The following is a 23,399-nucleotide window of genomic DNA, read 5'->3' on the forward strand; positions in this document are numbered from 1 at the left end:
AAGCAAATCAGCAAGAGACATAAAAAATCCGCACCCCGGTTAGGATGCGGATGATGATTTGAGAGAATAAATCGGCTGTGCAGCAGATTTATGAAGCCTTATCGAGCACATTCGATGCATTTTCGGCATCTTCGCGGCCAAAAACCTTCCAATAACGCGGACGAAAGGCGATACGGCTTTTTTCAGATGCCGGATGCTCGGCGGGGATTTCGATTTCGACGCGCTCACGCGAACCACCGATTTCAAGTTCCACGCGACGCTTGCCGCCAGACCGTCGGCTCGCAATAACCGTGCCCGCGATACAACCGCCGCAACCATCAAGCAGTTCAACTTCATGCGGACGGAAGAAAAGCTGCGCTTCGCCGTCAGCCTTGTTCTCGACGCTGAGGCCAATATTACGATCTGCAAGCCAGACTTCACCATTTTCAATGCGCACGGGCAGCGTGCTCGATTCGCCTATGAAACCATAAACAAACGGTGAGTTGGGATTGTCATAGACCTCATCCGGAGTACCAATCTGCTCGATACGACCCTGGCTCATCACCACCACTCGATCAGCCAGTTCCAGCGCTTCGTCCTGATCATGCGTTACGAAAACAGTGGTATGGCCGGTCTTGTCGTGAATTTCGCGCAACCAGCGACGCAATTCCTTACGCACCTGCGCATCAAGCGCACCAAACGGCTCATCGAGCAACAGCACCTTCGGCTCAATTGCCATGGCGCGAGCAAGGGCAACGCGCTGACGCTGACCACCAGAGAGTTGCGATGGATAACGATTTTCAAGGCCCTTCAGCTGTACCAGATCAAGCAATTCGAGCGCACGGCGGCGGATTTCTGCACTTTCGGGGCGTGTGCGGCTTGGACGAACCTTAAGGCCAAAGCCGATATTGTCGGCGACCGTCATATGGCGAAACAGCGCATAATGCTGAAACACGAAACCGACATTACGCTCCTGCACACTTTTGTGCGAAGCATCTTCATCGCCAAAATAAATGGCACCATCGGTTGGCTTTTCCAGACCGGCAATCAGGCGCAGCAAGGTTGTCTTGCCGGAGCCAGACGGTCCAAGCAAAGCAATCAACTCGGATGAGCGGATATCAAGCGACACATTATGCAATGCCGGAAAGCGAGCAAACTCTTTACGCACACCGGCGACACGAACTTCCATTCCAGACCCTTTCCCCTACCGCCACTGGTCAACAAAACCGGGCGGCTTATTCTCTTGTATCTAATCTAAGTGTTAATGCCCGTTACTGCCAGCCAGTTCATCGCCATAGCGCAATTCCAGAAACGCTTTAACCGCCAGTGTCACGAGAGCCAGCAGTGCCAGCAGCGATGCCACGGCAAAAGCCGCAACGAAATTATACTCGTTATAGAGGATTTCGACATGCAGAGGCATGGTGTTGGTCAGGCCGCGAATATGTCCGGACACCACCGAAACCGCACCAAATTCACCCATCGCACGCGCATTACAAAGCAGGACGCCGTAGAGAAGTCCCCATTTGATATTGGGCAGCGTAACATAACGAAATGTCTGCCAGCCATTCGCACCCAGCGAAATGGCCGCTTCTTCATCACCGCTTCCCTGCTCCTGCATAAGCGGGATCAGTTCACGCGCCACAAAGGGAAAGGTCACAAACAACGTCGCCAGCACAATGCCCGGCACTGCGAACAGGATTTGAATATTATGGCTTTCAAGCCAGGGTCCAATCAGGCCATGGCTTGCAAAAAGAAGCACAAACACCAGACCGGAAATAACCGGCGAGATCGAAAATGGCAGATCAATCAGCGTGGTCAGAAGCGCCTTGCCCTTGAACTCAAACTTGGCAATTGCCCAAGCCGCAGCGACACCAAAAACCAGATTGACCGGCACAGAGATCACGGCAACCAGAAGCGTGAGCTTGATGGCTGCAATCGCATCTGGTTCGACCAGTGCTGCCAGATATTCGCCGGTGCCCTTGCGAAAGGCTTCCACAAAAACGGCAATAACCGGCAGGATCAAAAACAGCGCGAGAAAGACCAGCGCTATGCCGATCAGAATGATCCGTGTCGGCAGGCTTTCTGTCACAGCGTTGCGCGTGGAAGAATTAGACGCCATAGCCGTACTTCTTTCTTGTCCACGACTGGATCAGATTGATGAGCAGCAGCATAGCGAATGACAGCGCCAGCATGACAGTGGCAAGTGCGGTTGCACCGGCATAATCATATTCTTCTAACCGGATCACGATCAGAAGCGGCGCAATTTCCGAGACATAAGGCGTATTGCCTGCAATGAAGATGACTGAGCCATATTCACCGACACCACGCGCGAAAGCCAGTGCAAAGCCCGTGAGAATGGCTGGCTGAAGACTTGGCAACAGCACGCGCCAGATGGTCTGAAAGCGCGATGCACCAAGGGTTGCAGCGGCTTCTTCAACTTCGCGGCTGATCTCTTCCATGATCGGCTGCACCGTGCGCACCACAAATGGCAGGCCGATAAAGATCAGCGCCACGACAATACCAGCGCGCGAAAAGGCAATCCGAATATCAAAAGGGGTCAGCAGACTGCCAATCCAGCCATTGGGCGCATAAATCGACGCCAGCGCGATACCGGCGACGGCTGTCGGAAGTGCGAAAGGAATATCAACAATCGCATCGATGAACCGGCGCCCCGGAAAACGATAGCGCACCAGCACCCATGCAAGAATGACACCGAAGACCACATTGACCAGTGCCGCTATGAAAGCCGTACCAAAGCTTGTTTCAAGCGCCGCCACCGTGCGCGCATCTGTGACGATCTTCCAAAATCCCGCAAAGCCGACATCAGTGGAACGCAGCACCAATGCTGCCAGCGGAATAAGAATAAGCAGAGTCAAATAGGCGACACTAAAACCGAGTGTCAGTCCAAAGCCTGGAATGACGCTCGGTTTTCTGAAATGCCACCCTGCTCTGACCGGTGCAGGGTGAGAAGACATTGTTATGTTCCCTTTTATTGGTCGTACTGACTCGTAACCAAGAGCAGCTTATTTTGCTGGCTTGTAGATCTGATCGAACGTTCCGCCATCACCGAAGTGATAAGGCTGCGCCTTGGCCCATCCACCAAAGATTGGATCATCAATCGTCACAAGCTGCAACTGCGGGAAATCGCGCTTCTGGTCAGCAGGCACCACATCAGGCTTCGATGGGCGATAAAAATGCTTGGATGCCAGACCCTGACCTTCCGGCGAATAGAGATATTCGAGATAGGCTTCCGCAACCTTGCGGGTTCCGTTGTCATCGGCATTCTTGTCGACAAGGGCCACTGGCGGCTCTGCGAGAATTGACTGCGGCGGCACAACGATATCAAAAGCATCGTCACCGAATTCCGCGATGGAAAGGTAGGCTTCGTTTTCCCACGCCAACAACACGTCACCCAACTGACGCTGCACGAAGGTTGTGGTTGAACCACGCGCACCCGTATCAAGCACCGGCACATGGCGGAACAGTTCGCCGATATATTCCTTTATCTTGGCTTCATCGCCGCCATATTCTTTATGCGCCCACGCCCATGCCGCCAGATAGTTCCAGCGGGCACCGCCTGATGTCTTCGGATTTGGCGTAATCACTTCAACGCCATCTTTTACAAGATCGCCCCAATCTTTCAGACCCTTTGGATTGCCCTTGCGCACGAGGAAAACAATCGTGGATGTGTAAGGCGATGAATTGTCTGGAAGGCGCTTGCGCCAATCCTTATCGATCTTGCCGGAATGCTCGACGATGGCATCAATATCGCTTTCCAGTGCCAGCGTGACGACGTCAGCTTTCACACCGTCAATAACCGAACGCGCCTGCTTGCCCGATCCGCCATGCGAAGCGCGAATGGTGACCGTCTCGCCGGTTTCATCTTTCCAGTGCTTAGCAAAAGCCGCATTATAATCTTTATAGAGCTCTCGTGTTGGGTCATAGGACACATTGAGCAATGTCTGGTCAGCGTGACTTGCCTGAATCCCACCGGCAAGCGCTGCGGTCGCAACAAAAGTTGCAAGCGCGAATGAAAATTTCGATATTTTCTTTGACATGTTCAGGTCCACCTCTCCGCGTTTCATTCCTCAAAGAGTATCAGAGGTCATGGATCACAGGATGCCACAAGGTTTCTGTTATTTAAACGCTGCACGAAAATTCTAAGCGATCAGAGCTGATTTTAAGGAATAAATTTTCCAGCGCCCTCTTTTAAAACTGAGAGGGAGGTAAGAATTATCAATGTGGTAATGAGAAGAAGCCAGTTCTTTAACTGGCTGAACCCTGAAAAGGTGGGACCCGGATTGGGATTGCGGGGGCAAATTTAGTCCGGGTCCCGGCCGATCTAACGACCAGCACACTCATAACGGAATACCATGATTTCGGTTCCATTAGAATATTGAAAATTCTTAAGATTTTTTTATGACCCAAAAGTTGCCCCTTAATCATAAGAGCATTTGCTATCTTGAAGTGAATAATTGCCGCATTACAATGCGATACGTTCTAAACCGCGCAAATAAAGAGGCTTTCATGCGACGCAAAATTGAGACTATGGCAATCGCATTCACTGCGGCTTCTCTTATAGCAGCGCCAGCATTCGCTCAGACCATCAGCCGTGATTCAGTCATTCGCACAGATTATATTTGCGAGCGCGGTGTGGTTGTTCCAGTCACCTACATCCATGCCGGTGAAGAGCCAGCCTTTGCAGTGCTTGATGCCGAGGGAAAAATGGTCGCACTGCAATGGCACAACGCATTAAAAAAATATGTCGCGATGGATGAGCAGGATAGCTATCGCTGGAATGAGAAAGACGGGAAGGCTGTTTTAACCCATCTTGAAGCTGATGATTCAGCAAAGGAAGTGACGATACTTGCAGCCTGCCGCGCGGACGACAATGAAGAATAAAATCTAATCAGGGGACGAGGTAATGCTTGTCCCATTGATCCTGTGGAACTTCGTCGCCGATTTCATAATCAAATGAGGTTACGCTGATGTGGTCATCAGCAGTCTTGCAAACAAATGCGAGCTTATACCAATGCTCACCGCTGCGAAACGCAGCGCCATCGGCCTTGATGCTATTTTTACTCGTATGCGGGTCGGAAAAGGCATAGGCCAAAACCTTATCGACTGAGAACTTCCGCACATCACGGCTGATCTGCTCCATAGCCTCGACATCACAGCGCTGTTCAAGGCGCGTTGCAGGATCAAGCTTCTCAAGTTGCGCTTTTTCAAGCGCAGTCATGGCCATTGCTGGCGCACTAACAGCAATCAGAAAAGCAACAAACGACAACGCGCGTACAACGATAGATATAGGCATCAGACGATATAAAAACTGCATTGGATTTTGGAAAACTCACTGGCAAAGAAATTAAATCAGAACCTTAATAACACACTCTTTATGCTAGCTTGTCGACCTTCACAGCAATGTTATTGATTGTGATCCCCACAAGAATTGGCTTCGCCCAACAAGCTGGTCTGGCTATCAAAATCAGCTGCCAAAGAACGTGCGGTTTCGCCCGGCTTTTTTAGCCGCATACAAAATCTTATCCGCTGCCTCGACAGTTTCCCAGAAATCCCCGTGGGTTTCGAGCTTGGCCGCGCCAAAGCTACAAGTCACCTGCTGACCTTCCGACAAACGTGCAAACTGTCGATCATTCACAGTTTCCCGAATTGTCTCGACCAGAACCAGCGCCTCGTCGGAGGGCATATCGTCGAGATAAAGAATAAACTCTTCACCTCCGATACGGGCTGTCAAATTGCGATCACCGGAATACGACTGAAGAATATCAGAGAACTCCCTCAAAACGGCATCGCCCGCCGCATGGCCATGGAGGTCATTGATGGCTTTGAAGTGATCAATGTCACAAGCAACAATCCACCCGGAAAGATGGCTGCGCTCTGTTTCAAGAATACGCGCTTCCAACCCCCGTCGGTTTAAAAGCCCTGTCAAAGGGTCCCTATCGCGCTCGTGTTCGAGCTCACTTAACCGATCGGCACCGGCAGCAGCAAACAACACAAGCCCCGCAATAACGCCTGCCACCGCAGTCGAAAACACCGTCCATTGCCAAAACGGTGTAAAAGAAAAATCGATGCCAGTATCTTCGCCGACAATAGATTTTGCGGTTAACAATGTTCGTGGGAAGAATTGCATCGATACGAGTAACAACATACCGAGAATGAGTTTGTCAGCGACAGAGCCATGAACCAACCCGCGCAAATACCAGACAAACGCCAAAATCATGAATGCAAGGCCAAAATTTACAACGTAAATACGGCCAATCGCATTGGGTTGGGGGTACAGAAACCAAAGAACGCCACCCATGATCAACACGATGCTGACAATAGAGAACCCAACAGACAGGCTAAGACCTGATCTTCTAAGTATGCCCTGTCCACCCGCCAAAGCGCCCAACACATAAATGCCAGTGGTTAGCAGCGTATTATTCTCATCATCCGCCGGTATATCGACAAGCTGGCTAAGCATGGCAAAGCCAATGCAGATAAAGCAGACTGCACACCACAAAAGATGACGACGCAGTTTATCTATGACCCCGACGATAACAAAGGCCAATGAAAACAGGATAAAAACGGCAGGCAGTACATAAAGCATAGATTGATTATCTTATTTCCAATTTTAAGCTGTGTTATCGCCCCCATTAATTAAAAATACAATTGAGTAAATTAAACCAAAGGCAGAAACGCACGCATGGGTGAAACGCTCTTGATTTAGAGCCTCTTACCGTGCTTGAAACAGCCAAGGCAATCGGCAATTCAGTCACAAGTCGTCAAGGCTAATTGTGGCGAAAGGAACAAATATGAAGCCCGTTTTTCTGCAACTGCAATGCGCGCCCGGCAAGACCTATGAGGTTGCTGACACGCTTTATCAGCGCGAAATCGTTTCAGAGCTTTATTCGACAAGTGGTGAATATGATCTGCTTGCAAAAATCTATGTGAAAGAAGGCGACGATATTGGCAAGTTCATCAACGAAAACGTGCTGAATATCCCGAATATTGTCCGCTCGTTGACAACACTGACATTCACGGCATTCTAAAAAGCTATCACTTATCGATAGGAGATGATTGCTGTCGTTTTTGCGACATAACAGAAATAAAGATTTGATTTACCATTAATCTATTATCCTGCTGGCAATGGAACCTCTTTGCATCCTCGCGCATTGACTCGATGAAACCCTCAAAAAGGATTCACCAAAGAGTATATAAATAGCGACAGTGGAAAGACGATGGATAATCTTGAACATAGACGAATACTTGTTGTGGAGGACGAAGTTTTCGTTGCTCTCGACGTAGCGGCTACTGTGGAAGATGCCCGCGGGACTATTATAGGGCCAGTCGGAACAGTAAAAAAAGCCATCGAACTTATCGATAAACAAGATGTTGATGCAGCAATTCTTGACGTCAATTTGGCAGATGGAAACCTTGAGCCCATTCTCGAACGACTGAGGAGCCGCAATATTTTTGTCGTGGTGCATACAGGCGGAGGAATGCCTGCACATGTTGCAGCGCGCTATCCGGAGGTTCCGGTATTTCGCAAGCCAGTGCCGCCTTATGTACTTACGCGCACACTTGCTCACGCATTTTCGTCAGAAATGGCAGAGCAACGCTGATGCGGCATAGTTTTCCAGACTTTGCGACCATCTTGAAGGAAGCTGAAACCGAAAGCGAGCGCGTGGAATATGCACGTCCTTCGCATGTTCACCTCGCTTCGGCAGTCTTCACCGCAGGCTTGAATTCAGCTTCAGCTGACACAGAACAAGCCAGAAGAATATTGCCTCAGTTCGACCTAGAAGAATTTGAAAACGAAGCAGATACGTCCAATTGTGAAATGCGCGAACTTGCAAAGCGTATGGAAAGCCAGTCACCTTCATCTATTCGCGTTGAGCTCGGCTTATACGCTGGTATGAAACGAAGTGAGCTTCAGCGTCTTCGACGCAGTTTTGCAGCCGAGAACCACCCCGACCGCCTTCCGCATGAATTCCGTCTCGCCGCGGAACAGCGCATGAAAATGGCCAATGCTCTGCTCGACAGCGCCATAGCCTCTGCGCCAAATGAGCTTTAAGAAATTTCCTTACGTTTAAAGCTTTAAATCTTTTGCATTATATCAACAATATGTTAGATTATCAGCGTCGGTGCCTGCAATTGCGATTGCACGCCTGAATCTTCCGTGGAATGCAACGTGCCTTAAAAATAGTGCGCCAGTGCAGTCTCTGGGGCAATTTGCGCTTTGCTCTGCGGAAGCAGTTCTGTCATACCGGCATCATAAATTAGAATAGTCCTAAAAGGTTTGAAAATGCCTCCTTATCGTTCGCGTACTACCACCCACGGCCGCAATATGGCTGGCGCGCGCGGCCTATGGCGCGCCACCGGCATGAAAGATGAGGATTTTGGCAAGCCGATCATTGCTGTGGTGAACTCGTTCACGCAGTTTGTGCCGGGCCATGTGCATCTGAAAGATCTCGGCCAGCTGGTCGCACGCGAAATCGAAAAAGCAGGCGGCGTTGCCAAGGAATTTAACACCATTGCGGTCGATGACGGCATCGCGATGGGCCATGACGGCATGCTTTACTCGCTGCCATCACGCGAACTGATCGCCGACTCGGTCGAATATATGGTCAATGCCCACTGCGCCGATGCGATGGTCTGCATTTCCAATTGCGACAAGATCACCCCAGGCATGCTGATGGCGTCGCTGCGCCTTAATATTCCAGTCGTATTCGTTTCCGGCGGCCCTATGGAAGCTGGCAAGGTTATCTGGGACGATCAGGTCAAGAAGCTTGATCTCGTCGATGCCATGGTTGCAGCCGCTGACGACAGCTACACCGACGATCAGGTGAAAGCCATTGAGCGTTCTGCCTGCCCGACCTGCGGTTCGTGCTCTGGCATGTTCACAGCCAACTCGATGAACTGCCTCACCGAAGCGCTTGGTCTGTCGCTGCCGGGCAATGGCTCGACGCTCGCAACCCACGCTGACCGCAAGCGCCTGTTTGTTGAAGCCGGTCATCTGATTGTTGATCTTGCGCGCCGTTATTATGAGCAGGACGACGCAAGCGTGTTGCCACGTTCGATTGCGAGCTTCGAAGCGTTTGAAAATGCGATGACGCTCGACATTTCCATGGGCGGCTCGACCAACACGGTTCTGCATCTGCTTGCAGCCGCTCAGGAAGCCGAAATCGACTTCACCATGGCAGATATTGACCGCCTGTCGCGCGGTGTTCCGGTGCTTTGTAAAGTTGCGCCCGCCAACAACACCGTCCACATGGAAGACGTGCATCGTGCAGGCGGTATCATGGGCATTCTCGGCCAGCTCGATAAAGCCGGTTTGATCAATACCGATCTGCCGACCGTGCACAGCGAAACCATGGGCAAAGCGCTCGATACTTGGGACGTAACCCGTACCAAGAGCGAAATGGTGCATAAGTTCTATTCCGCTGCTCCCGGTGGTATACCGACACAGGTTGCATTCTCTCAGGAACGCCGCTTTGACAGTGTCGATTCTGATCGTGAAAAGGGCGTTATCCGCTCGAGAGAGCATGCCTTCTCTCAGGATGGTGGTCTCGCCGTGCTTTACGGTAATCTCGCCGAAGATGGCTGTATCGTGAAGACAGCCGGTGTGGATGATTCCATCCTGAAATTCTCCGGCCCTGCCCGCATCTTCGAAAGCCAGGACTCGTCGGTTCTTGCCATTCTCAACGGCAAGATCAAAGCTGGCGACATTGTGCTGATCCGCTATGAAGGTCCGCGCGGCGGTCCGGGCATGCAGGAAATGCTCTACCCAACCAGCTACCTGAAATCGAAGGGTCTGGGCAAGGCTTGCGCGCTGATCACGGACGGGCGCTTCTCGGGCGGCTCTTCGGGTCTTTCGATTGGTCACGTTTCACCGGAAGCAGCCGAAGGCGGCACAATCGGTCTGGTGCGCGAAGGCGATATCATCGATATCGACATTCCGAACCGCACGATCCATCTGGCTGTTGATGATGCGACACTGGCACAACGCCGCGCCGAGCAGAATGAAACAGGCTGGAAGCCAGTGGAACAGCGCAAACGCAAGGTTTCGACCGCGCTGAAAGCTTACGCTTCCATGGCAACCAGTGCTGCCAAGGGTGCAGTACGGAAACTGCCAGATTGATAAACTGAAAAAGCAAAAGCCCCGCACATGCGGGGCTTTTTCCATTTTATAAGCTTTATTATTGCAGTGCTTTGGCCACCGCCGGCATCAGGTCATTCTTCACCGACTCTGGCGTAAACGGTCCGACATGCTTGTAAACAATCTTTCCGTCGGCATTGACGAGGAAGGTTTCTGGCACGCCGTAGACGCCCCATTCGATGGCTGAACGTCCGGCACGGTCGGCACCGACTGCGGCAAATGGATTGCCGAGATCACCTAAGAAACGGCGAGCGTTTTCGGGCTGGTCCTTGTAATTAAGGCCAACCACCCGGATGCGCTCATCTTTGGCGATCTCCATCAGCAGCGGATGCTCCTGACGGCATGGTACGCACCACGATCCCCACACATTGAGCAGTGTGAGTTTACCCTTAAAATCTTCGCTGTTGAGGCCCGGCACGGACGCGCCGTCCTGCACAAGACCTTCGACTGGTGGAAGATTGGTTTGGGGCGCATCCTTGCCGATTAGTGCGGACGGAATGGTCGTGTTGTCTTTTCCTGATAAGAGCTGCACCGCAAAGATTGCGGCAAGGCCGACGAAAATTATCAACGGCAGCAGCGCAACCCATGTTGCGCGTTTCTTAGTGGTTTCAGTCATTGTGCAGAACCGGATGCTTTGTCGGAACGGCGGCGCACACCCTGAGCCTCAAGCCGTTTCAGCTCGCTTTTCTGAATACGTTGATCGATCAGTATCCAGCCAATCGTTATGGCAAGGGCCACGGCGGCAATCCCGTAAGACGTCATCACATAAGCGAAATGGCTCATTGTGCGGCCTCCCCTTGCGCGTCAGCGCGCTCTCTTTTCAGGCGGCTGCGATCTGCATTGCGGGCTGCAAGCTTTTTCATCATTGCCACGCGACGACGCCAGATTTCATTGCGCATCGCCATCATATGCAAGGTCAGAAACAGTAGCGTGAAGCCAATTGCCATCACGAAAAGCGGACGAAGCATGGAGCCGTCAATGGTCGGGCCATCCATGCGGAAGACTGATGCTGGCTGATGCAATGTGTTCCACCAGTCGACCGAGAATTTGATGATCGGGATATTGATGAAGCCAACAAGCGTGAGCACGGCCACAGGCTTGGCGCTTTTTGCCGGATCATCCATGGCACGCGACAGCGCGATAATGCCAAGATACATCAGGAAGAGCACAAACACGGAGGTCAGACGCGCATCCCACACCCACCATGTGCCCCACATCGGCTTGCCCCAGAGCGAGCCGGTTGCAAGTGCAAGTGCCGTGAACACCGCGCCCAAAGGAGCTGCGGCACGGATGGAAACATCGGCCAGCGGATGACGCCAGACCAGCGTGCCCAGTGCTGAAATTGCCATGATCGAATAACACATCATCGAAAGCCATGCGAAAGGCACATGGATATACATGATGCGAACCGTCAGCCCCTGCTGATAATCATCAGGCGACAGAAAAACCATATAAAGCCCAGCGGCCAGAAACAGCGCAGAGAGGATAGCCAGCCACGGCAGAACCTTGCCCGCAAAGCCGAGAAAGCGCGTGGGGTTTGCCAGATCAAGCCAGCTTGTGGTTTTCACAATGTCATTCGTCATGGGCTATACTTATACCTGACGCGTTATGGCGTTCAATTGACCGTAATCAACTGCGTCAATCCGCCGAGAATGATTTCATCTTATCACGACAGATTCTTGTTTAATCTGCCGAGCTTTTTAAGGAGGCCGATGCAGCCAACGGCCCCAGAACTGCAAAAAACAAAGTCAGTGCGCAGAGAATAAGAAACGGCGCAAAGAATGGCGCCACCATATCGGTCGCGCCATAAGACGCAGACACACCAAAAATCAGCACCGGAATGGTCAGCGGCAGCACGATTACTGAAACCAGCAAACCGCCGCGTGGAAGCGCGACCGCAAGTGCTGCACCCACCGCGCCGATAAAGGTAATTGCGGGCGTTCCAACCAAGAGTGTGAGGGTGGTTGCAGCCGTGGCCGTGGCATCCATATTCATGAACAGCCCCAGCAAAGGTGAAGCAATCACCAGCGGCAAAACGCTTGCAACCCAGTGCGCAAAACATTTCACAAAGACTGTGAAAGCCAGCATATGCCGGTCTGCTCCAATTAGCAGCAGATCGAGCGATCCATCGTCGCGATCTGCCTGAAACAGCCGATCAAGACCGAGCAGTGTTGCCAGCAAAGCACCGATCCACAGCATGGCAGGGCCAATGCGCGACAGGAGATTAAGATCGGGACCGACGCCGAACGGCATCACGGAAATGACTGCCAAAAAGAACAGGATACCGATCAGCGCGCCGCCACCGGCACGGAAACTCAGACGCAAATCTCGCAGAAATAGCGCCATCATCACACGACCTCGGGCGAATATTGCGCCATGTCGAGCGTTTTGACACCTTCAAGACCGAGCGGAATATGCGTTGCGGCAATCACCATGCCGCCCTCGCGCATATGATCGCGCATCAGTTCTGCAAAGCGGGATTCAGATGCCTTGTCGAGGCCAGCAGTTGGCTCATCGACAATCCAGAGCGGACGATGACTGATCAACAGTTTTGCGATGGAAACGCGGCGCTTTTGCCCGGTTGAAAGATAACCAAAGGGAAGATGTTCAACGCCCGGCAGATCAACGGCTTCCAAAGCTTCATCAATTTGAAGCGCTGCTGCACCATTAAATTCTTGCCAGAACAGCAGGTTCTCACGCACGCTCAAAGCAGGCTTCATCGCATTTTGATGACCGAGATAATGACACGCGGCGCGAACGGGGAGTGTTGTTGCGTCCTCGACGAGGGTAATCTTGCCTTGTTCAGGTGCAAGCAATCCGCAGATGATCCGCAGCAGCGTGGATTTTCCCGACCCGTTCGGGCCTGTGACAATCAGCGCTTCACCTGACGACAATTCAAATGAGAGGTCGGCAAAGATCGTCTCGCCGCCGCGTTCGCCCGCCAGATTTTCGGCCCCAAGCCGCATATTCTCTCCTTGGGTCAAGCTGACAAAGCCGACCGGGATAACGTAACATTTTGCCGCAAGGGATGACGTTCACGATAATCTGTCTGGAATCGTTATAAGAAACTCCCTATATCTGAGTTACCATGCCAGCGGTCGGTGTGGAAACAAATTTTGGCCGATCTCAAACACTTGGCGCTTACGAAAGCACAGGTTTCGGGACGGACAGCGGAAATGACTGCACCCGCACCTTGGCGCGTCCTTGAAACGCATGCCTAGGCGTTCGTCCTGGTTTTCCGGCCAGTAGCATGAGGACGAACTAACGTGTCAAACATTGATAGTTTCAAAAGCCGCAAAACGCTTACCGTCAACGGTAAGGACTATATCTATTACAGCCTGACAGAAGCCGAAAAGAACGGTTTGACGGGCATTTCGAAGCTTCCATTTTCCATGAAGGTTCTGCTTGAGAACCTGCTGCGTTTTGAAGATGACCGCTCTGTTAAAAAGTCGGACATCGAAGCCATTGCCGCATGGCTTACAGATCGCGGTTCTGCTGGTGCAGAAATTGCCTACCGCCCTGCCCGCGTATTGATGCAGGACTTCACCGGCGTTCCAGCCGTTGTCGATCTTGCAGCCATGCGCGACGGCCTCAAGGCGCTTGGCGGCGACCCCGAAAAGATCAATCCGCTGGTTCCTGTCGATCTCGTCATCGACCACTCAGTTATCGTTGATGAGTTCGGCAACCCAAACGCGTTCAGGGCCAATGTGGAGCTCGAATATGAGCGCAATGGCGAGCGCTACCGCTTCCTCAAATGGGGTCAGCAAGCATTCAAAAACTTCCGCGTTGTTCCTCCGGGCACTGGTATCTGCCATCAGGTAAACCTTGAATATCTGGCACAGGCAGTCTGGACCAAGGAAGAAGACGGCGTGACCGTTGCTTATCCTGACACCTGCGTCGGCACCGACAGCCACACCACCATGGTCAATGGCCTTGGCGTTCTTGGCTGGGGTGTTGGCGGTATTGAAGCGGAAGCGTCCATGCTTGGTCAGCCTGTTTCCATGCTGCTGCCGGAAGTTATTGGCTTCCGCCTGACGGGCAAGGTCAAGGAAGGCGTGACCGCAACCGATCTCGTGCTCACGGTTACACAGATGCTGCGCAAGAAGGGCGTTGTCGGCAAGTTCGTCGAGTTCTTCGGCGAAGGCCTCGAAAACATGACGCTTGCTGATCGCGCGACCATTGCCAATATGGGCCCGGAATATGGTGCAACGTGCGGCTTCTTCCCGATCGACAAGGAAACGCTCAACTATATGAACACGACCGGTCGCGCAGAAGACCGTCTCGCGCTCGTTGAAGCCTATTCGCGTGCGCAGGGCATGTGGCGCGAAAAAGGTTCGGAAGACCCTGTCTTCACCGATATTCTTGAACTCGACATGGGTGACGTTGTCCCATCGATGGCCGGTCCAAAGCGTCCTGAAGGCCGCATTGCGCTGGAAAACATCGGATCGGGCTTCGCGACCTCGCTTGAAACAGAATATAAAAAGACCACCGGTCAGACCACACGTTATCCGGTTGAAGGTGAAGACTATGATCTTGGCCATGGCGATGTGGCAATCGCCGCTATCACGTCATGCACCAACACCTCGAACCCAAGTGTGCTGATTGCGGCCGGTCTTCTGGCCCGCAATGCAGTTGCCAAAGGCCTCAAGACGAAGCCTTGGGTTAAAACCTCGCTAGCGCCCGGCTCTCAGGTGGTTGCCGCTTATCTTGAATCTGCTGGTCTCCAGAAGGACCTTGATGCGCTTGGCTTCAACCTCGTTGGTTTTGGTTGCACGACCTGTATCGGTAACTCCGGTCCATTGCCTGCTCCGATCTCCAAGACCATCAACGAAAAGGGTCTGATCGCTGCTGCTGTCCTTTCCGGCAACCGTAACTTTGAAGGCCGAGTTTCGCCGGATGTTCAGGCGAACTATCTGGCATCACCTCCGCTCGTTGTTGCCCATGCGCTTGCAGGTACGGTCACAAAAGACCTGACCAAGGAGCCACTTGGCGAGGATCATGATGGTAATCCGGTGTTCCTGCGTGACATTTGGCCTTCATCAGCTGAAATTCAGGATTTCATTGCAAAGAACGTGACCCGCAAAGTCTTCTCCGAAAAATATGCGGATGTGTTCAAGGGCGATGAAAACTGGCAGGCCGTACAGGTTCCTGCTGGTCAGACTTACGCATGGGACGACAATTCGACCTATGTGCAGAACCCGCCTTACTTTGTGGGCATGGGCAAGTCGGCTGGCACGATTGCAGACGTTAAGGGCGCACGCGTTCTGGGTCTCTTCGGCGACAAGATCACGACCGACCATATTTCGCCTGCCGGTTCCATCAAGGCACAGTCGCCGGCTGGTAAATATCTCATTGACCATGGCGTCGGCATTGCCGACTTCAACCAGTACGGCACGCGTCGTGGCAACCATGAAGTGATGATGCGCGGCACCTTTGCTAACATCCGTATTCGCAATCACATGTTAGGCGAAAACGGTCGCGAAGGTGGTTACACCATTCACTATCCGTCAAAGGAAGAAACCTCGATCTATGATGCTGCCATGCAGTATAAGGCCGAGGGTGTTCCACTCGTCATCTTTGCAGGTGTCGAATATGGCAATGGCTCGTCGCGTGACTGGGCTGCAAAGGGCACCAATCTGCTTGGTGTGAAGGCCGTGATTGCGCAATCGTTCGAGCGTATTCACCGCTCCAACCTTGTTGGCATGGGCATTGTGCCTTTCGTCTTCGAGGAAGGCACAAGCTGGCAGACGCTGGGTCTTAAGGGCGACGAAATCGTCTCCATCGAAGGTCTTGCCAATGTGCGTCCACGTCAGAAGGTCGAAGCTTCGATCACTTATGCCGATTGCACGGTGAAGAAGGTTCCACTGATCTGCCGTATCGATACGCTGGACGAACTCGACTACATGAAGAACGGTGGCATTTTGCAAACCGTTCTGCGTGATCTCGCTGCTTAATCAGCGCGTTCATAAAACAAAAAGGCCGCTGGAGAAATCCAGCGGCTTTTCCATTTATAGCCCCGAACGAATCATTTCCCTGATTTTGACGGCTTTCTCAAAGTGATCGAGCTTATGCGTTTTGATCCACCATCCCGCTGCTTCCATAAGCAGGTCCGGGTCTGAGTTTTTATTGGAAAAGAATGCATAAAAGGAAATGCCGACCGTTTCACCCTTTTTCGCGATTTTCTCATCGCAAATAGCGATGGCCTTTTCTCTTAAACTCGCCCTCATATTCACTCAGTCCCATGCCTATATAATTGTGCGTAAGCGACGCTTATCGCAAGCCAGCTCAATCGTGGGATAAAAGAAACACCCATATGACAAAAACTGCGACAAATCTCACTGCAACGTGACTTCCTATTGATCGTCGCAATTCCTACATAATAGATGTCAGCGTCAATTATAGCAGGATGAAACCAAAGTGACCTTCCACTCCCCTTTCAATGGGACATATACATGGCTTTCCGACGAGTGCGCTCCCGGTCTGCGTTGTGTTTGTGCTGCTCTGGGGATGGCGTTCACGGGTTGCCTGTCAATGAGTGGCGCTGCAAAGGCACAGGACAACAGCACGCGCACATCAGTGCTTGAGCTTTATACGAGCCAGGGCTGCAAATCCTGCCCGCAAGCCGACAAGAATCTGGCATCCTATGCGGATGATCCAAACGTTCTGGCGCTGTCGTTTCACGTTAATTACTGGGATTATATGGGATGGCGCGATACGCTTGCCTCTCAGGATAATACCGACCGGCAGAATGCCTATCGCAATTCATTCAATGCGAAGATGGTTTATACACCGCAGGCTATCGTTAATGGTGCTGTTGAGATGAACGGTAACGACGCTGGCATCGTGAAAAAACATCTCTCAGACAACAAGCTCAATGTGCCAGTTTCGATTACCAAACTGGATGACGGCCGCCTTTCGATTGAGATTGCAGCCGGTGAAAAGCCGGAAAAGCCAGTGCATGTTGTAATGTTTTATCTGCGCGATTCGGTGACGATACCAATCGACAAAGGCGAAAACGCCGGTCAATCGGTTACCTACCGCAATACGGTAACTGACATCAACACAATCGGCATGTGGGACGGCAAAGCGCTGAAGATTGAACTGCCTGCCTCAGAACTCACCCGCAAGGACGTGAGCGGTTGCGCGGTCGTTCTGCAGGAAAGCAACAGCGAAAAGGCACTCGGACCTATTCACGGCGCAGCGATCTTCAAGCAGAAAAATCCGCTGGCTCTCTGAGCCCAAAGCCTGACGGTTCAGCGTATAAATCACTTTGTCATTTCGGGAAATATTGCCGCTGCCGAAACAGCTAATCATCAGAGGTTGGTTCGGTTCGGGCAGTCCTTTGGGCGGGGGGCTTGGGGTCGGACATACCCGAACCGAACCGTCTCAGGCAACGAGCTAATATATGCCACAGAATCGGGCCGGAATGGGGATTTGACAAGGCCAAAATGTGGCCATAGATCACCATTGAGAACAGCCATTCTCTTTTCGTGATCAGCTAATATACAACTAATTGGGAGTAGTTTTGTATAGACCAATCAGAGAGTGAGCGCTAGCCCTCAAACACAACCTTGCAAAGATTTAATAAAAGCATCACCATAGCACTATGAAGCAAGACATTGCCGCTTGCTCATTCCCTTCACGACCCATTCTGCGATGAAAGGAACACAATGGATATTCCAAGCGCTGCGAATGAAGATCAATCATCGCAACCCATTTCTCCTACATCGGCAACGCCAAAAGTAATCCCTCTTGGCCCAACACGTCCGCAATCCCCGACTGTTAGCTTTGACAGGCACGAACTGGGAAAAATCCTCAATATTTATGGACGCATGGTCGCGACAGGTGCGTGGCGCGATTACGCCATCGACCATCTTGCCGACAGAGCAGTTTTCTCCATCTTTCGCCGGGCCAGCGAAGTTCCGTTGTTTCGTGTTGAGAAAAACCCCAAGCTTGCGAACAAGCAGGGGGCCTATTCCGTTATTGCTGCAAGCGGGCTCATCATGAAGCGCGGGCATGAGCTTGAACGCGTGCTCCGCGTTTTCGATAAAAGTCTGAAGCTCGTAGGCAATTAAGAAGCGCATCTTATCCGAAAACCGCTTCGCACTTTTCAGGATGCTGCTCTTTCTGACACGCATCTTATCCAAAAACCGCTTCGCACTTTTCGGGATGCTGCTCTTTCTGGCGCGCATCTTATCCGAAAACCGCTTCGCACTTTTCGGGATGCGCTTTTATTCAGTCAGCGGCATCGGTCCAGGATCAACCGAGCAGCCACCATTGAGCGGTAACTGCATAAGCACCGTATCAAGCCAGCGCCCATGCTTGAAGCCCGATCCCTGAATGCGCCCACAATGGACATAGCCGAGGCTCTCATGCAGCTTCACTGATCCAATATTATGCTCGCCGTCACCAACGACTGCCAGCAATTGCCGGAAGCCGAGCGCTGTTGCGCGTTTGATCAGTTCACCAAGCAGAAGCTTGCCAATGCCCTTACCCTTCGCATCGGGTGCGATATAGATCGAATCCTCCGCAAGCCAGCGATAAGCCGGGCGGGTGCGGAAATAGCTGATATAGGCATAGCCCAGAACAAGCCCGTTTTCTTCGGCAACCAGAATTGGAAAGCCCTGTTCGACAAAGCTCTCGAAGCGGCGTGTCATGTCTTCAAGCGTCGGCGGCTCGAGATCATACGAACCTGAGCCGTTCAACACGGCTTCAGTATAGATGGTTGTGATGGCTTCAATGTCGGTGGGATGAAAGTCGCGAATATGGGGCATGTGGGCCGGGACTCAGTTTGAAATTACCCGATGAGCATGACTCCAAGCATTCATTTTGAAAAGCAAAAAGGGCAGCGTTTCCGCTGCCCTCTCAAATTCTTATAGCTCGGACTGATTAGTCACGGTTGCCCATGAACTGAAGCAAGAACATGAACATGTTGATGAAGTCGAGGTACAGACGCAGCGCGCCCATAACAACCTTGCGGCCCTGCGATTCAGCAGAATCACCTTCGAAGTACATTTCCTTGATCGACTGTGTGTCATAAGCGGTCAAACCTGCGAAGATCAGAACGCCGATCACCGAGATTGCAAACTGCAGCGCGGTGGAGCCGAGGAAGATGTTAACGACCGAAGCGATGATCAGGCCGAACAGACCCATCATCAGGAACGAGCCCATCGCCGACAGGTCGCGCTTGGTGGTGTAGCCGTAAAGCGACAACGCACCGAACGAGGCAGCGGTTACGAAGAAGGTGCGAACGATGCTCTGTCCGGTGTAAACCAGAAAGATCGACGACAGCGAGAGACCAACGAGCGCTGCATAGCCCCAGAAAACGGCACTAGCTGTTCCGACCGAAAGACGCTCGATACGGAAGCTCAGGAAGAATACGGCAGCCAACGGCGCGAGCATAACAACCCAGCGCAGTGGCGATGTGTAAAGTGCTGCACCAAGTGCAGTAAGCATCTTGCCGTTTGACATCTGTGCAACCGCAGCCGACGGATCGGTTGTGACAGCCAGTGACGAAACAGCCAAAGCGGCAAGGCCGGTAACAACCAGACCAATTGCCATCATATTGTAGACGCCGAGCATATAGCTACGGAGGCCCTGATCGATGTCGGCACCAACACGAGCGCCACCTACCGGCCTCTGCTGTGCCTGAATATTGCGAAAGTCAGCCATGACTTAAATCCTTTTGCGTTGTCCCGTCCGGTGTCGAGGTCAGGCTCTTTTCGAGCCGCTCCCAGGCGCCGCTGGCGGGACCCCAGCATGCCTGCGTTTTATTATGGGGATTTTGCCGCTCTCACACAAGTACTACTTGAAAAAAATCGTGATGATGCTGGTTGAAATACGGATCGCATTATCCATGCGATCCAAAGGCTTAAGGGATTTTAAGCTTCCACATTACAAATGGTTCATAAGGTCCGAAGCACATTTGCAGGCTTCTGGCCCAGTACTCGCCATGTTCCGGCAAGACCAAAACCTACAGTCAGCACCAGAGCAACACCAACGGTCATCAGTGCAACATCCGGTAGAAACTGTGCTTTGAGCTTCATCACCTCCACAACCACATACCAGCCCGCGACACCACCTGCGACCAGCGCAAAGACCGCCGTTGCCAGACCCAGTAGCATATATTCAATGATATAAGCGCTGATCAGCGTGCCGCGCGTGGCACCCAGTGTTTTCAACACCACTGCGTCGTGAACACGGGCGCGGTTGCCTGCAGCCAAAGCGCCACCCAGCACCAACACTGAAGCAGCAAGAGCAATCGATGCCGCCGCGCGAATTGCCGTTGCAAGCTGGCTGATCAGATCGTTTGCCACATCGAGCGCATCTGTCACGCTGACGGTCGTGACAGCTGGCCATGTTTTCGTGACCTGTCGCAAAACATCGGGTGCCAGATTTTTCTGACCATCAGGAATGGTCAGCGTCGCAAGCCATGTGGCAGGTGCTCCGGCAAAAGTGTTGGGCGAAAACACCATGACGAAATTCATCGCCAGCGTTTCCCACTGCAACTGCCGGAAGCTTGCGATTTTGGCATTGATGTTGCGGCCAAGTACATTGACCGTAACCATATCGCCGACCTTCAGGCCGAGTTCTTTGCCTTCACGTTCAGCAAAAGACACAAGTGGCTCGCCGGAGTAATTTTCCGGCCACCATTCGCCTTCCGTCAGCGTCGAATTTTCAGGAACCTTGTCAGCAAAGGTAATGCCACGATCACCGCGCAGCACCCATGCAGCCTCCGGCGGGATGGTCATATCACGCACATTAGTACCGTTGAACGCGACGATACGACCGCGCAGCATCGGGCCGGAGGTGAGTTTACCATCCGGCACAATACCGCTCACAAGCTTGGTGAAATCGCCAATGTCGTTGTTCTGAATGTCGACAAAGAAGAAGTCCGGCGCTTGTGCCGGGATATTCTCCGTCACCTGACGACGCAGATTGCCGTCGATGAGCGCAATCGCCACCATCAGCGTCAAACCAAGGCCGAGTGAAAGTACGACAGATGGCGTGAGCGCGCCGGGACGATAGATATTGCCAATTGCCAGACGAAAGGCGGTCGAACGGGTGCGCGGCGCACGGCGCGCCAGCCAGCGGATACCATCGGCAACAAGGCGCAGCACGCCAAAGGCTGCAATGGATGAGACGATGAAGATCGCTGCAATCCGCCTGTCATAAGCGACATAAAGTGCAAGACCGGCCAAAGCTGCGATCAGCAGAACGGCCAGCGCCAGATAGAGGAACGGCGGCAATCCGCGCTGCTCAAAGCCCTGTTCGCGAAACAGTGCAGTCGCCGGAATTTCACGCGCACGACCAAGCGGGATAATTGCAAAGGCAAGCGTTGTGATCAGCCCGAAGACAGCTGCCAAAGCGAGTGCATCGGGGAAGAAACCGCCGCCGCCCGCAACCGGCAGATAATTGGCAAGCGCCAAAGCGGCTGCAAATGGGATGATTGCTGCAAGAACAAGCCCGATCGCAATGCCAATCAGACCGATGACCATGATCTGCACCAGATAGACCAGCACGGCAAAACGCGCCGGTGCGCCCAGCGATTTAAACGTCGCAATCACGCCGCGCTTGCCATCAAGATAAGCGCGCACGGCATTAGCCACACCAACACCGCCCACGATCAACGCTGTCAGGCCGACGAGTGTGAGAAATTGCGAAAAGCGTTCGATATTGGCGGTTAGTGCTGGCGCGGCATTGTTGCGCGAACGGATGTTCCAGCCAGCGTCGGGGAAGTCGGCGGTAGCGCGTTCACGCAATTGCGCGATCGCAGAATCAGGCGCACCATCGGGCAATGCGACCTTATAAATATGATCGACAAGGCTTCCGGGCTGGATCAGGCCGGATGCGCGAAGACCATCTATTGAAACCAGAAAGCGCGGTGCAAAATTAAAGCCCGACGACAGGAGGTCAGGTTCGCTTTCGATCAGCGCGCGCAGTTCAAATGTTTCCGAACCGAGCAGAACTTTCGTTCCGAGCTTCACCCCCATGCGATTGAGGAAATCCTGACTGACGGCGGCGCCATAGGTTCCATTCTGCTGTTTCGTCATGTCCTCGAAAGAAAGCTCTGGTGCGACCTTCAACGCACCATAAAGCGGATAGACAGCATCAACCGCCTTCACCTCGACCAGCGACTGATCGGAGCCATCCGGCAGACGCGCCATCGAGCGCATGGTCGCACTTTCAGCAACCGTGCCCTGCCCGTCTATGAAAGCGCGCTCCTCAGCGCTTGCTTCGCGCTGGTTAAGCGCAAAGCTGACGTCGCCGCCTAGAATGCTCTGCCCTTCGGCTGCAATGCCAGTGCTGACGGAGCGAGCAACAGAATTGACGCCGCCAATTGCTGCTACGCCCAACGCGATACAGGCGAGAAAAATATAGAAGCCGGAAAGCCCGCCACGCATTTCGCGCAGCGCAAAGCGAAGAGCTAATGAAAATGAGGCAAGTTTGCTCATGCGCCAGCCACCGCTGTTTCAAGCGCTGGCTCTTTTCGGGCTGGTTCTTCAATGCGGCCGGAACGAACCGGAATTTCCTGATCGCAACGCGCTGCTAGCGATGGATCATGCGTGACAAGCACCATGGTCAGGCCATTTTCACGCTGCTTGGAGAACAAAAGATCGGCGATCTGACGACCTGTGGCCGTGTCGAGATTGCCAGTTGGTTCATCGGCAATCAGGATTTTCGGGCTTGGCGCAAGCGCACGGGCAATCGCTACACGCTGCTGCTCGCCGCCGGAAAGTTCTGACGGATAATGCGTGAGACGCTCGCCAAGGCCGACGGCACACAATTCACGCTCGGCCACTTCAAACGCATCTCTGCGGCCTGCAAGCTCCAGCGGCACGGCGACATTTTCCAGCGCCGTCATATTCGGAATGAGATGGAAGGACTGGAAGACGATCCCGATATTGGCGCCGCGAAATGCGGCGGCCTGATCTTCCGTCATTTTGCTGATGGTTTCGCCTGCGATCTTCACCGTGCCCTGATCGACATGCTCAAGACCGGCCAGCACCATCAACAGTGTAGACTTGCCCGAGCCCGATGGACCGACGATACCGACAGAGCGCCCCTGCGCAATTGAAAGCGAGACACCTTTAAGCACATGCACGGATGATGCCGCATGTCCCAGAGTCAGATGAACATTCTCTAGCTCGATGATCGGGCCATGATTTAGCGAAGTCACCTGTTCCGTCACGCGTTTTTCTTCCTATATGAATATTAAGAGCCAAAGCGCGTCACAAAAATGATCTTGTTTTGCGCAAGA

At 52.7% G+C, this 23,399-nt stretch carries 24 protein-coding genes; 8 read left to right on the forward strand and 16 right to left on the reverse strand.

The window, feature by feature from the left end; genetic code table 11:
• Positions 1-88: 88 nt before the first annotated feature.
• From J2782_RS11480 to J2782_RS11495, 4 genes are all read right to left on the reverse strand, one after another.
• Positions 89-1,168 (reverse strand): sulfate/molybdate ABC transporter ATP-binding protein, encoded by a 1,080-nt coding sequence (locus tag J2782_RS11480; RefSeq protein WP_310012578.1) that lies wholly within the window; start codon positions 1,166-1,168, stop codon positions 89-91.
• Between the two features lie 72 nt (positions 1,169-1,240).
• Positions 1,241-2,098 (reverse strand): sulfate ABC transporter permease subunit CysW, encoded by an 858-nt coding sequence (gene cysW, locus J2782_RS11485; RefSeq protein ID WP_310012580.1) that lies wholly within the window; start codon positions 2,096-2,098, stop codon positions 1,241-1,243.
• Positions 2,088-2,954 carry a sulfate ABC transporter permease subunit CysT gene (cysT, locus tag J2782_RS11490; protein WP_250039196.1) on the reverse strand — a complete coding sequence of 289 codons (867 nt, stop codon included), beginning with the start codon at positions 2,952-2,954 and terminating at the stop codon, positions 2,088-2,090. The genes cysW and cysT overlap by 11 nt, the downstream gene beginning before the upstream one ends.
• A 48-nt stretch (positions 2,955-3,002) precedes the next feature.
• Positions 3,003-4,037: a sulfate ABC transporter substrate-binding protein gene (locus tag J2782_RS11495; protein WP_310012584.1), complete on the reverse strand. Its 1,035-nt coding sequence runs from the start codon at positions 4,035-4,037 to the stop codon at positions 3,003-3,005.
• 469 nt (positions 4,038-4,506) lie between these two features.
• Between J2782_RS11495 and J2782_RS11500 the strand changes: the two genes are divergently transcribed.
• Complete coding sequence (locus tag J2782_RS11500) at positions 4,507-4,881, forward strand: lysozyme inhibitor (RefSeq protein WP_310012588.1); 375 nt, start codon at positions 4,507-4,509, stop codon at positions 4,879-4,881.
• A 7-nt stretch (positions 4,882-4,888) separates the two neighbouring features.
• Here J2782_RS11500 and J2782_RS11505 read toward each other — a convergent pair whose 3' ends face one another.
• Together J2782_RS11505 and J2782_RS11510 are read right to left on the reverse strand one after the other, a co-directional pair.
• A complete protein-coding gene (locus tag J2782_RS11505) occupies positions 4,889-5,314 on the reverse strand; it encodes a DUF930 domain-containing protein (RefSeq protein ID WP_310012590.1) in 426 nt (141 codons plus the stop codon).
• A gap of 150 nt (positions 5,315-5,464) precedes the next feature.
• The gene (locus J2782_RS11510; protein ID WP_310012592.1) at positions 5,465-6,586 is read right to left on the reverse strand and encodes a GGDEF domain-containing protein; all 1,122 of its coding nucleotides are present in this window, start codon (positions 6,584-6,586) and stop codon (positions 5,465-5,467) included.
• Between the two features lie 205 nt (positions 6,587-6,791).
• On the opposite strand from J2782_RS11510, the gene J2782_RS11515 reads away from it, so the two are divergent.
• The 4 genes from J2782_RS11515 to ilvD all read left to right on the forward strand — a co-directional run bounded on the left by J2782_RS11515 (position 6,792) and on the right by ilvD (position 10,120).
• Positions 6,792-7,028 (forward strand): Lrp/AsnC ligand binding domain-containing protein, encoded by a 237-nt coding sequence (locus J2782_RS11515; RefSeq protein ID WP_140904866.1) that lies wholly within the window; start codon positions 6,792-6,794, stop codon positions 7,026-7,028.
• A 189-nt stretch (positions 7,029-7,217) separates the two neighbouring features.
• Entirely contained in the window at positions 7,218-7,601 is a 384-nt protein-coding gene (locus J2782_RS11520; protein ID WP_310012595.1) for a response regulator, read from the forward strand.
• On the forward strand, positions 7,601-8,053 hold the full coding sequence (locus J2782_RS11525; protein ID WP_310012597.1) for a hypothetical protein: 453 nt from the start codon (positions 7,601-7,603) through the stop codon (positions 8,051-8,053). The genes J2782_RS11520 and J2782_RS11525 overlap by 1 nt, the downstream gene beginning before the upstream one ends.
• A gap of 231 nt (positions 8,054-8,284) precedes the next feature.
• The gene (gene ilvD / locus J2782_RS11530; protein ID WP_310012600.1) at positions 8,285-10,120 is read left to right on the forward strand and encodes a dihydroxy-acid dehydratase; all 1,836 of its coding nucleotides are present in this window, start codon (positions 8,285-8,287) and stop codon (positions 10,118-10,120) included.
• Between the two features lie 58 nt (positions 10,121-10,178).
• Here ilvD and J2782_RS11535 read toward each other — a convergent pair whose 3' ends face one another.
• The 5 genes from J2782_RS11535 to ccmA form a co-directional block, all read right to left on the reverse strand.
• The gene (locus tag J2782_RS11535; RefSeq protein ID WP_310012603.1) at positions 10,179-10,754 is read right to left on the reverse strand and encodes a DsbE family thiol:disulfide interchange protein; all 576 of its coding nucleotides are present in this window, start codon (positions 10,752-10,754) and stop codon (positions 10,179-10,181) included.
• Complete coding sequence (gene ccmD, locus J2782_RS11540) at positions 10,751-10,921, reverse strand: heme exporter protein CcmD (protein WP_310012604.1); 171 nt, start codon at positions 10,919-10,921, stop codon at positions 10,751-10,753. Before ccmD ends, J2782_RS11535 begins: the two co-directional genes overlap by 4 nt.
• Positions 10,918-11,721 carry a heme ABC transporter permease gene (locus J2782_RS11545; protein WP_310012606.1) on the reverse strand — a complete coding sequence of 268 codons (804 nt, stop codon included), beginning with the start codon at positions 11,719-11,721 and terminating at the stop codon, positions 10,918-10,920. The genes ccmD and J2782_RS11545 overlap by 4 nt, the downstream gene beginning before the upstream one ends.
• Before the next feature lie 100 nt (positions 11,722-11,821).
• Positions 11,822-12,487 (reverse strand): heme exporter protein CcmB, encoded by a 666-nt coding sequence (ccmB, locus tag J2782_RS11550; RefSeq protein WP_310012613.1) that lies wholly within the window; start codon positions 12,485-12,487, stop codon positions 11,822-11,824.
• Positions 12,487-13,104: a heme ABC exporter ATP-binding protein CcmA gene (ccmA, locus tag J2782_RS11555; protein ID WP_310012618.1), complete on the reverse strand. Its 618-nt coding sequence runs from the start codon at positions 13,102-13,104 to the stop codon at positions 12,487-12,489. Before ccmA ends, ccmB begins: the two co-directional genes overlap by 1 nt.
• Before the next feature lie 300 nt (positions 13,105-13,404).
• Between ccmA and acnA the strand changes: the two genes are divergently transcribed.
• Positions 13,405-16,092 carry an aconitate hydratase AcnA gene (gene acnA, locus J2782_RS11560; RefSeq protein ID WP_310012620.1) on the forward strand — a complete coding sequence of 896 codons (2,688 nt, stop codon included), beginning with the start codon at positions 13,405-13,407 and terminating at the stop codon, positions 16,090-16,092.
• A gap of 54 nt (positions 16,093-16,146) precedes the next feature.
• Here the strand turns inward: acnA and J2782_RS11565 are convergent, their stop codons facing one another.
• On the reverse strand, positions 16,147-16,365 hold the full coding sequence (locus J2782_RS11565) for a DUF6500 family protein (protein WP_310012622.1): 219 nt from the start codon (positions 16,363-16,365) through the stop codon (positions 16,147-16,149).
• Between the two features lie 274 nt (positions 16,366-16,639).
• Here J2782_RS11565 and J2782_RS11570 point away from each other — a divergent pair, with 274 nt between their 5' ends.
• Positions 16,640-17,374 carry a DUF1223 domain-containing protein gene (locus tag J2782_RS11570; protein WP_310013324.1) on the forward strand — a complete coding sequence of 245 codons (735 nt, stop codon included), beginning with the start codon at positions 16,640-16,642 and terminating at the stop codon, positions 17,372-17,374.
• Positions 17,375-17,808: 434 nt separating this feature from the next.
• Complete coding sequence (locus J2782_RS11575) at positions 17,809-18,213, forward strand: DUF2794 domain-containing protein (RefSeq protein WP_310012625.1); 405 nt, start codon at positions 17,809-17,811, stop codon at positions 18,211-18,213.
• Between the two features lie 156 nt (positions 18,214-18,369).
• On the opposite strand, the gene J2782_RS11580 is transcribed toward J2782_RS11575, so the two are convergent.
• From J2782_RS11580 to J2782_RS11595, 4 genes are all read right to left on the reverse strand, one after another.
• Positions 18,370-18,912: a GNAT family N-acetyltransferase gene (locus tag J2782_RS11580; RefSeq protein WP_310012626.1), complete on the reverse strand. Its 543-nt coding sequence runs from the start codon at positions 18,910-18,912 to the stop codon at positions 18,370-18,372.
• Positions 18,913-19,027: 115 nt separating this feature from the next.
• Positions 19,028-19,810, reverse strand: coding sequence for a Bax inhibitor-1/YccA family protein (locus tag J2782_RS11585; RefSeq protein WP_250039221.1), 783 nt, complete (start codon positions 19,808-19,810; stop codon positions 19,028-19,030).
• Positions 19,811-20,043: 233 nt separating this feature from the next.
• A complete protein-coding gene (locus J2782_RS11590) occupies positions 20,044-22,593 on the reverse strand; it encodes an ABC transporter permease (protein ID WP_310012630.1) in 2,550 nt (849 codons plus the stop codon).
• Positions 22,590-23,318: an ABC transporter ATP-binding protein gene (locus J2782_RS11595; RefSeq protein WP_404989635.1), complete on the reverse strand. Its 729-nt coding sequence runs from the start codon at positions 23,316-23,318 to the stop codon at positions 22,590-22,592. Before J2782_RS11595 ends, J2782_RS11590 begins: the two co-directional genes overlap by 4 nt.
• Positions 23,319-23,399: the final 81 nt, after the last annotated feature.

Origin of the sequence: Brucella pseudogrignonensis (assembly GCF_031454375.1) — a bacterium.
GTDB classification, from domain to species: Bacteria; Pseudomonadota; Alphaproteobacteria; order Rhizobiales; family Rhizobiaceae; genus Brucella; species Brucella pseudogrignonensis_A.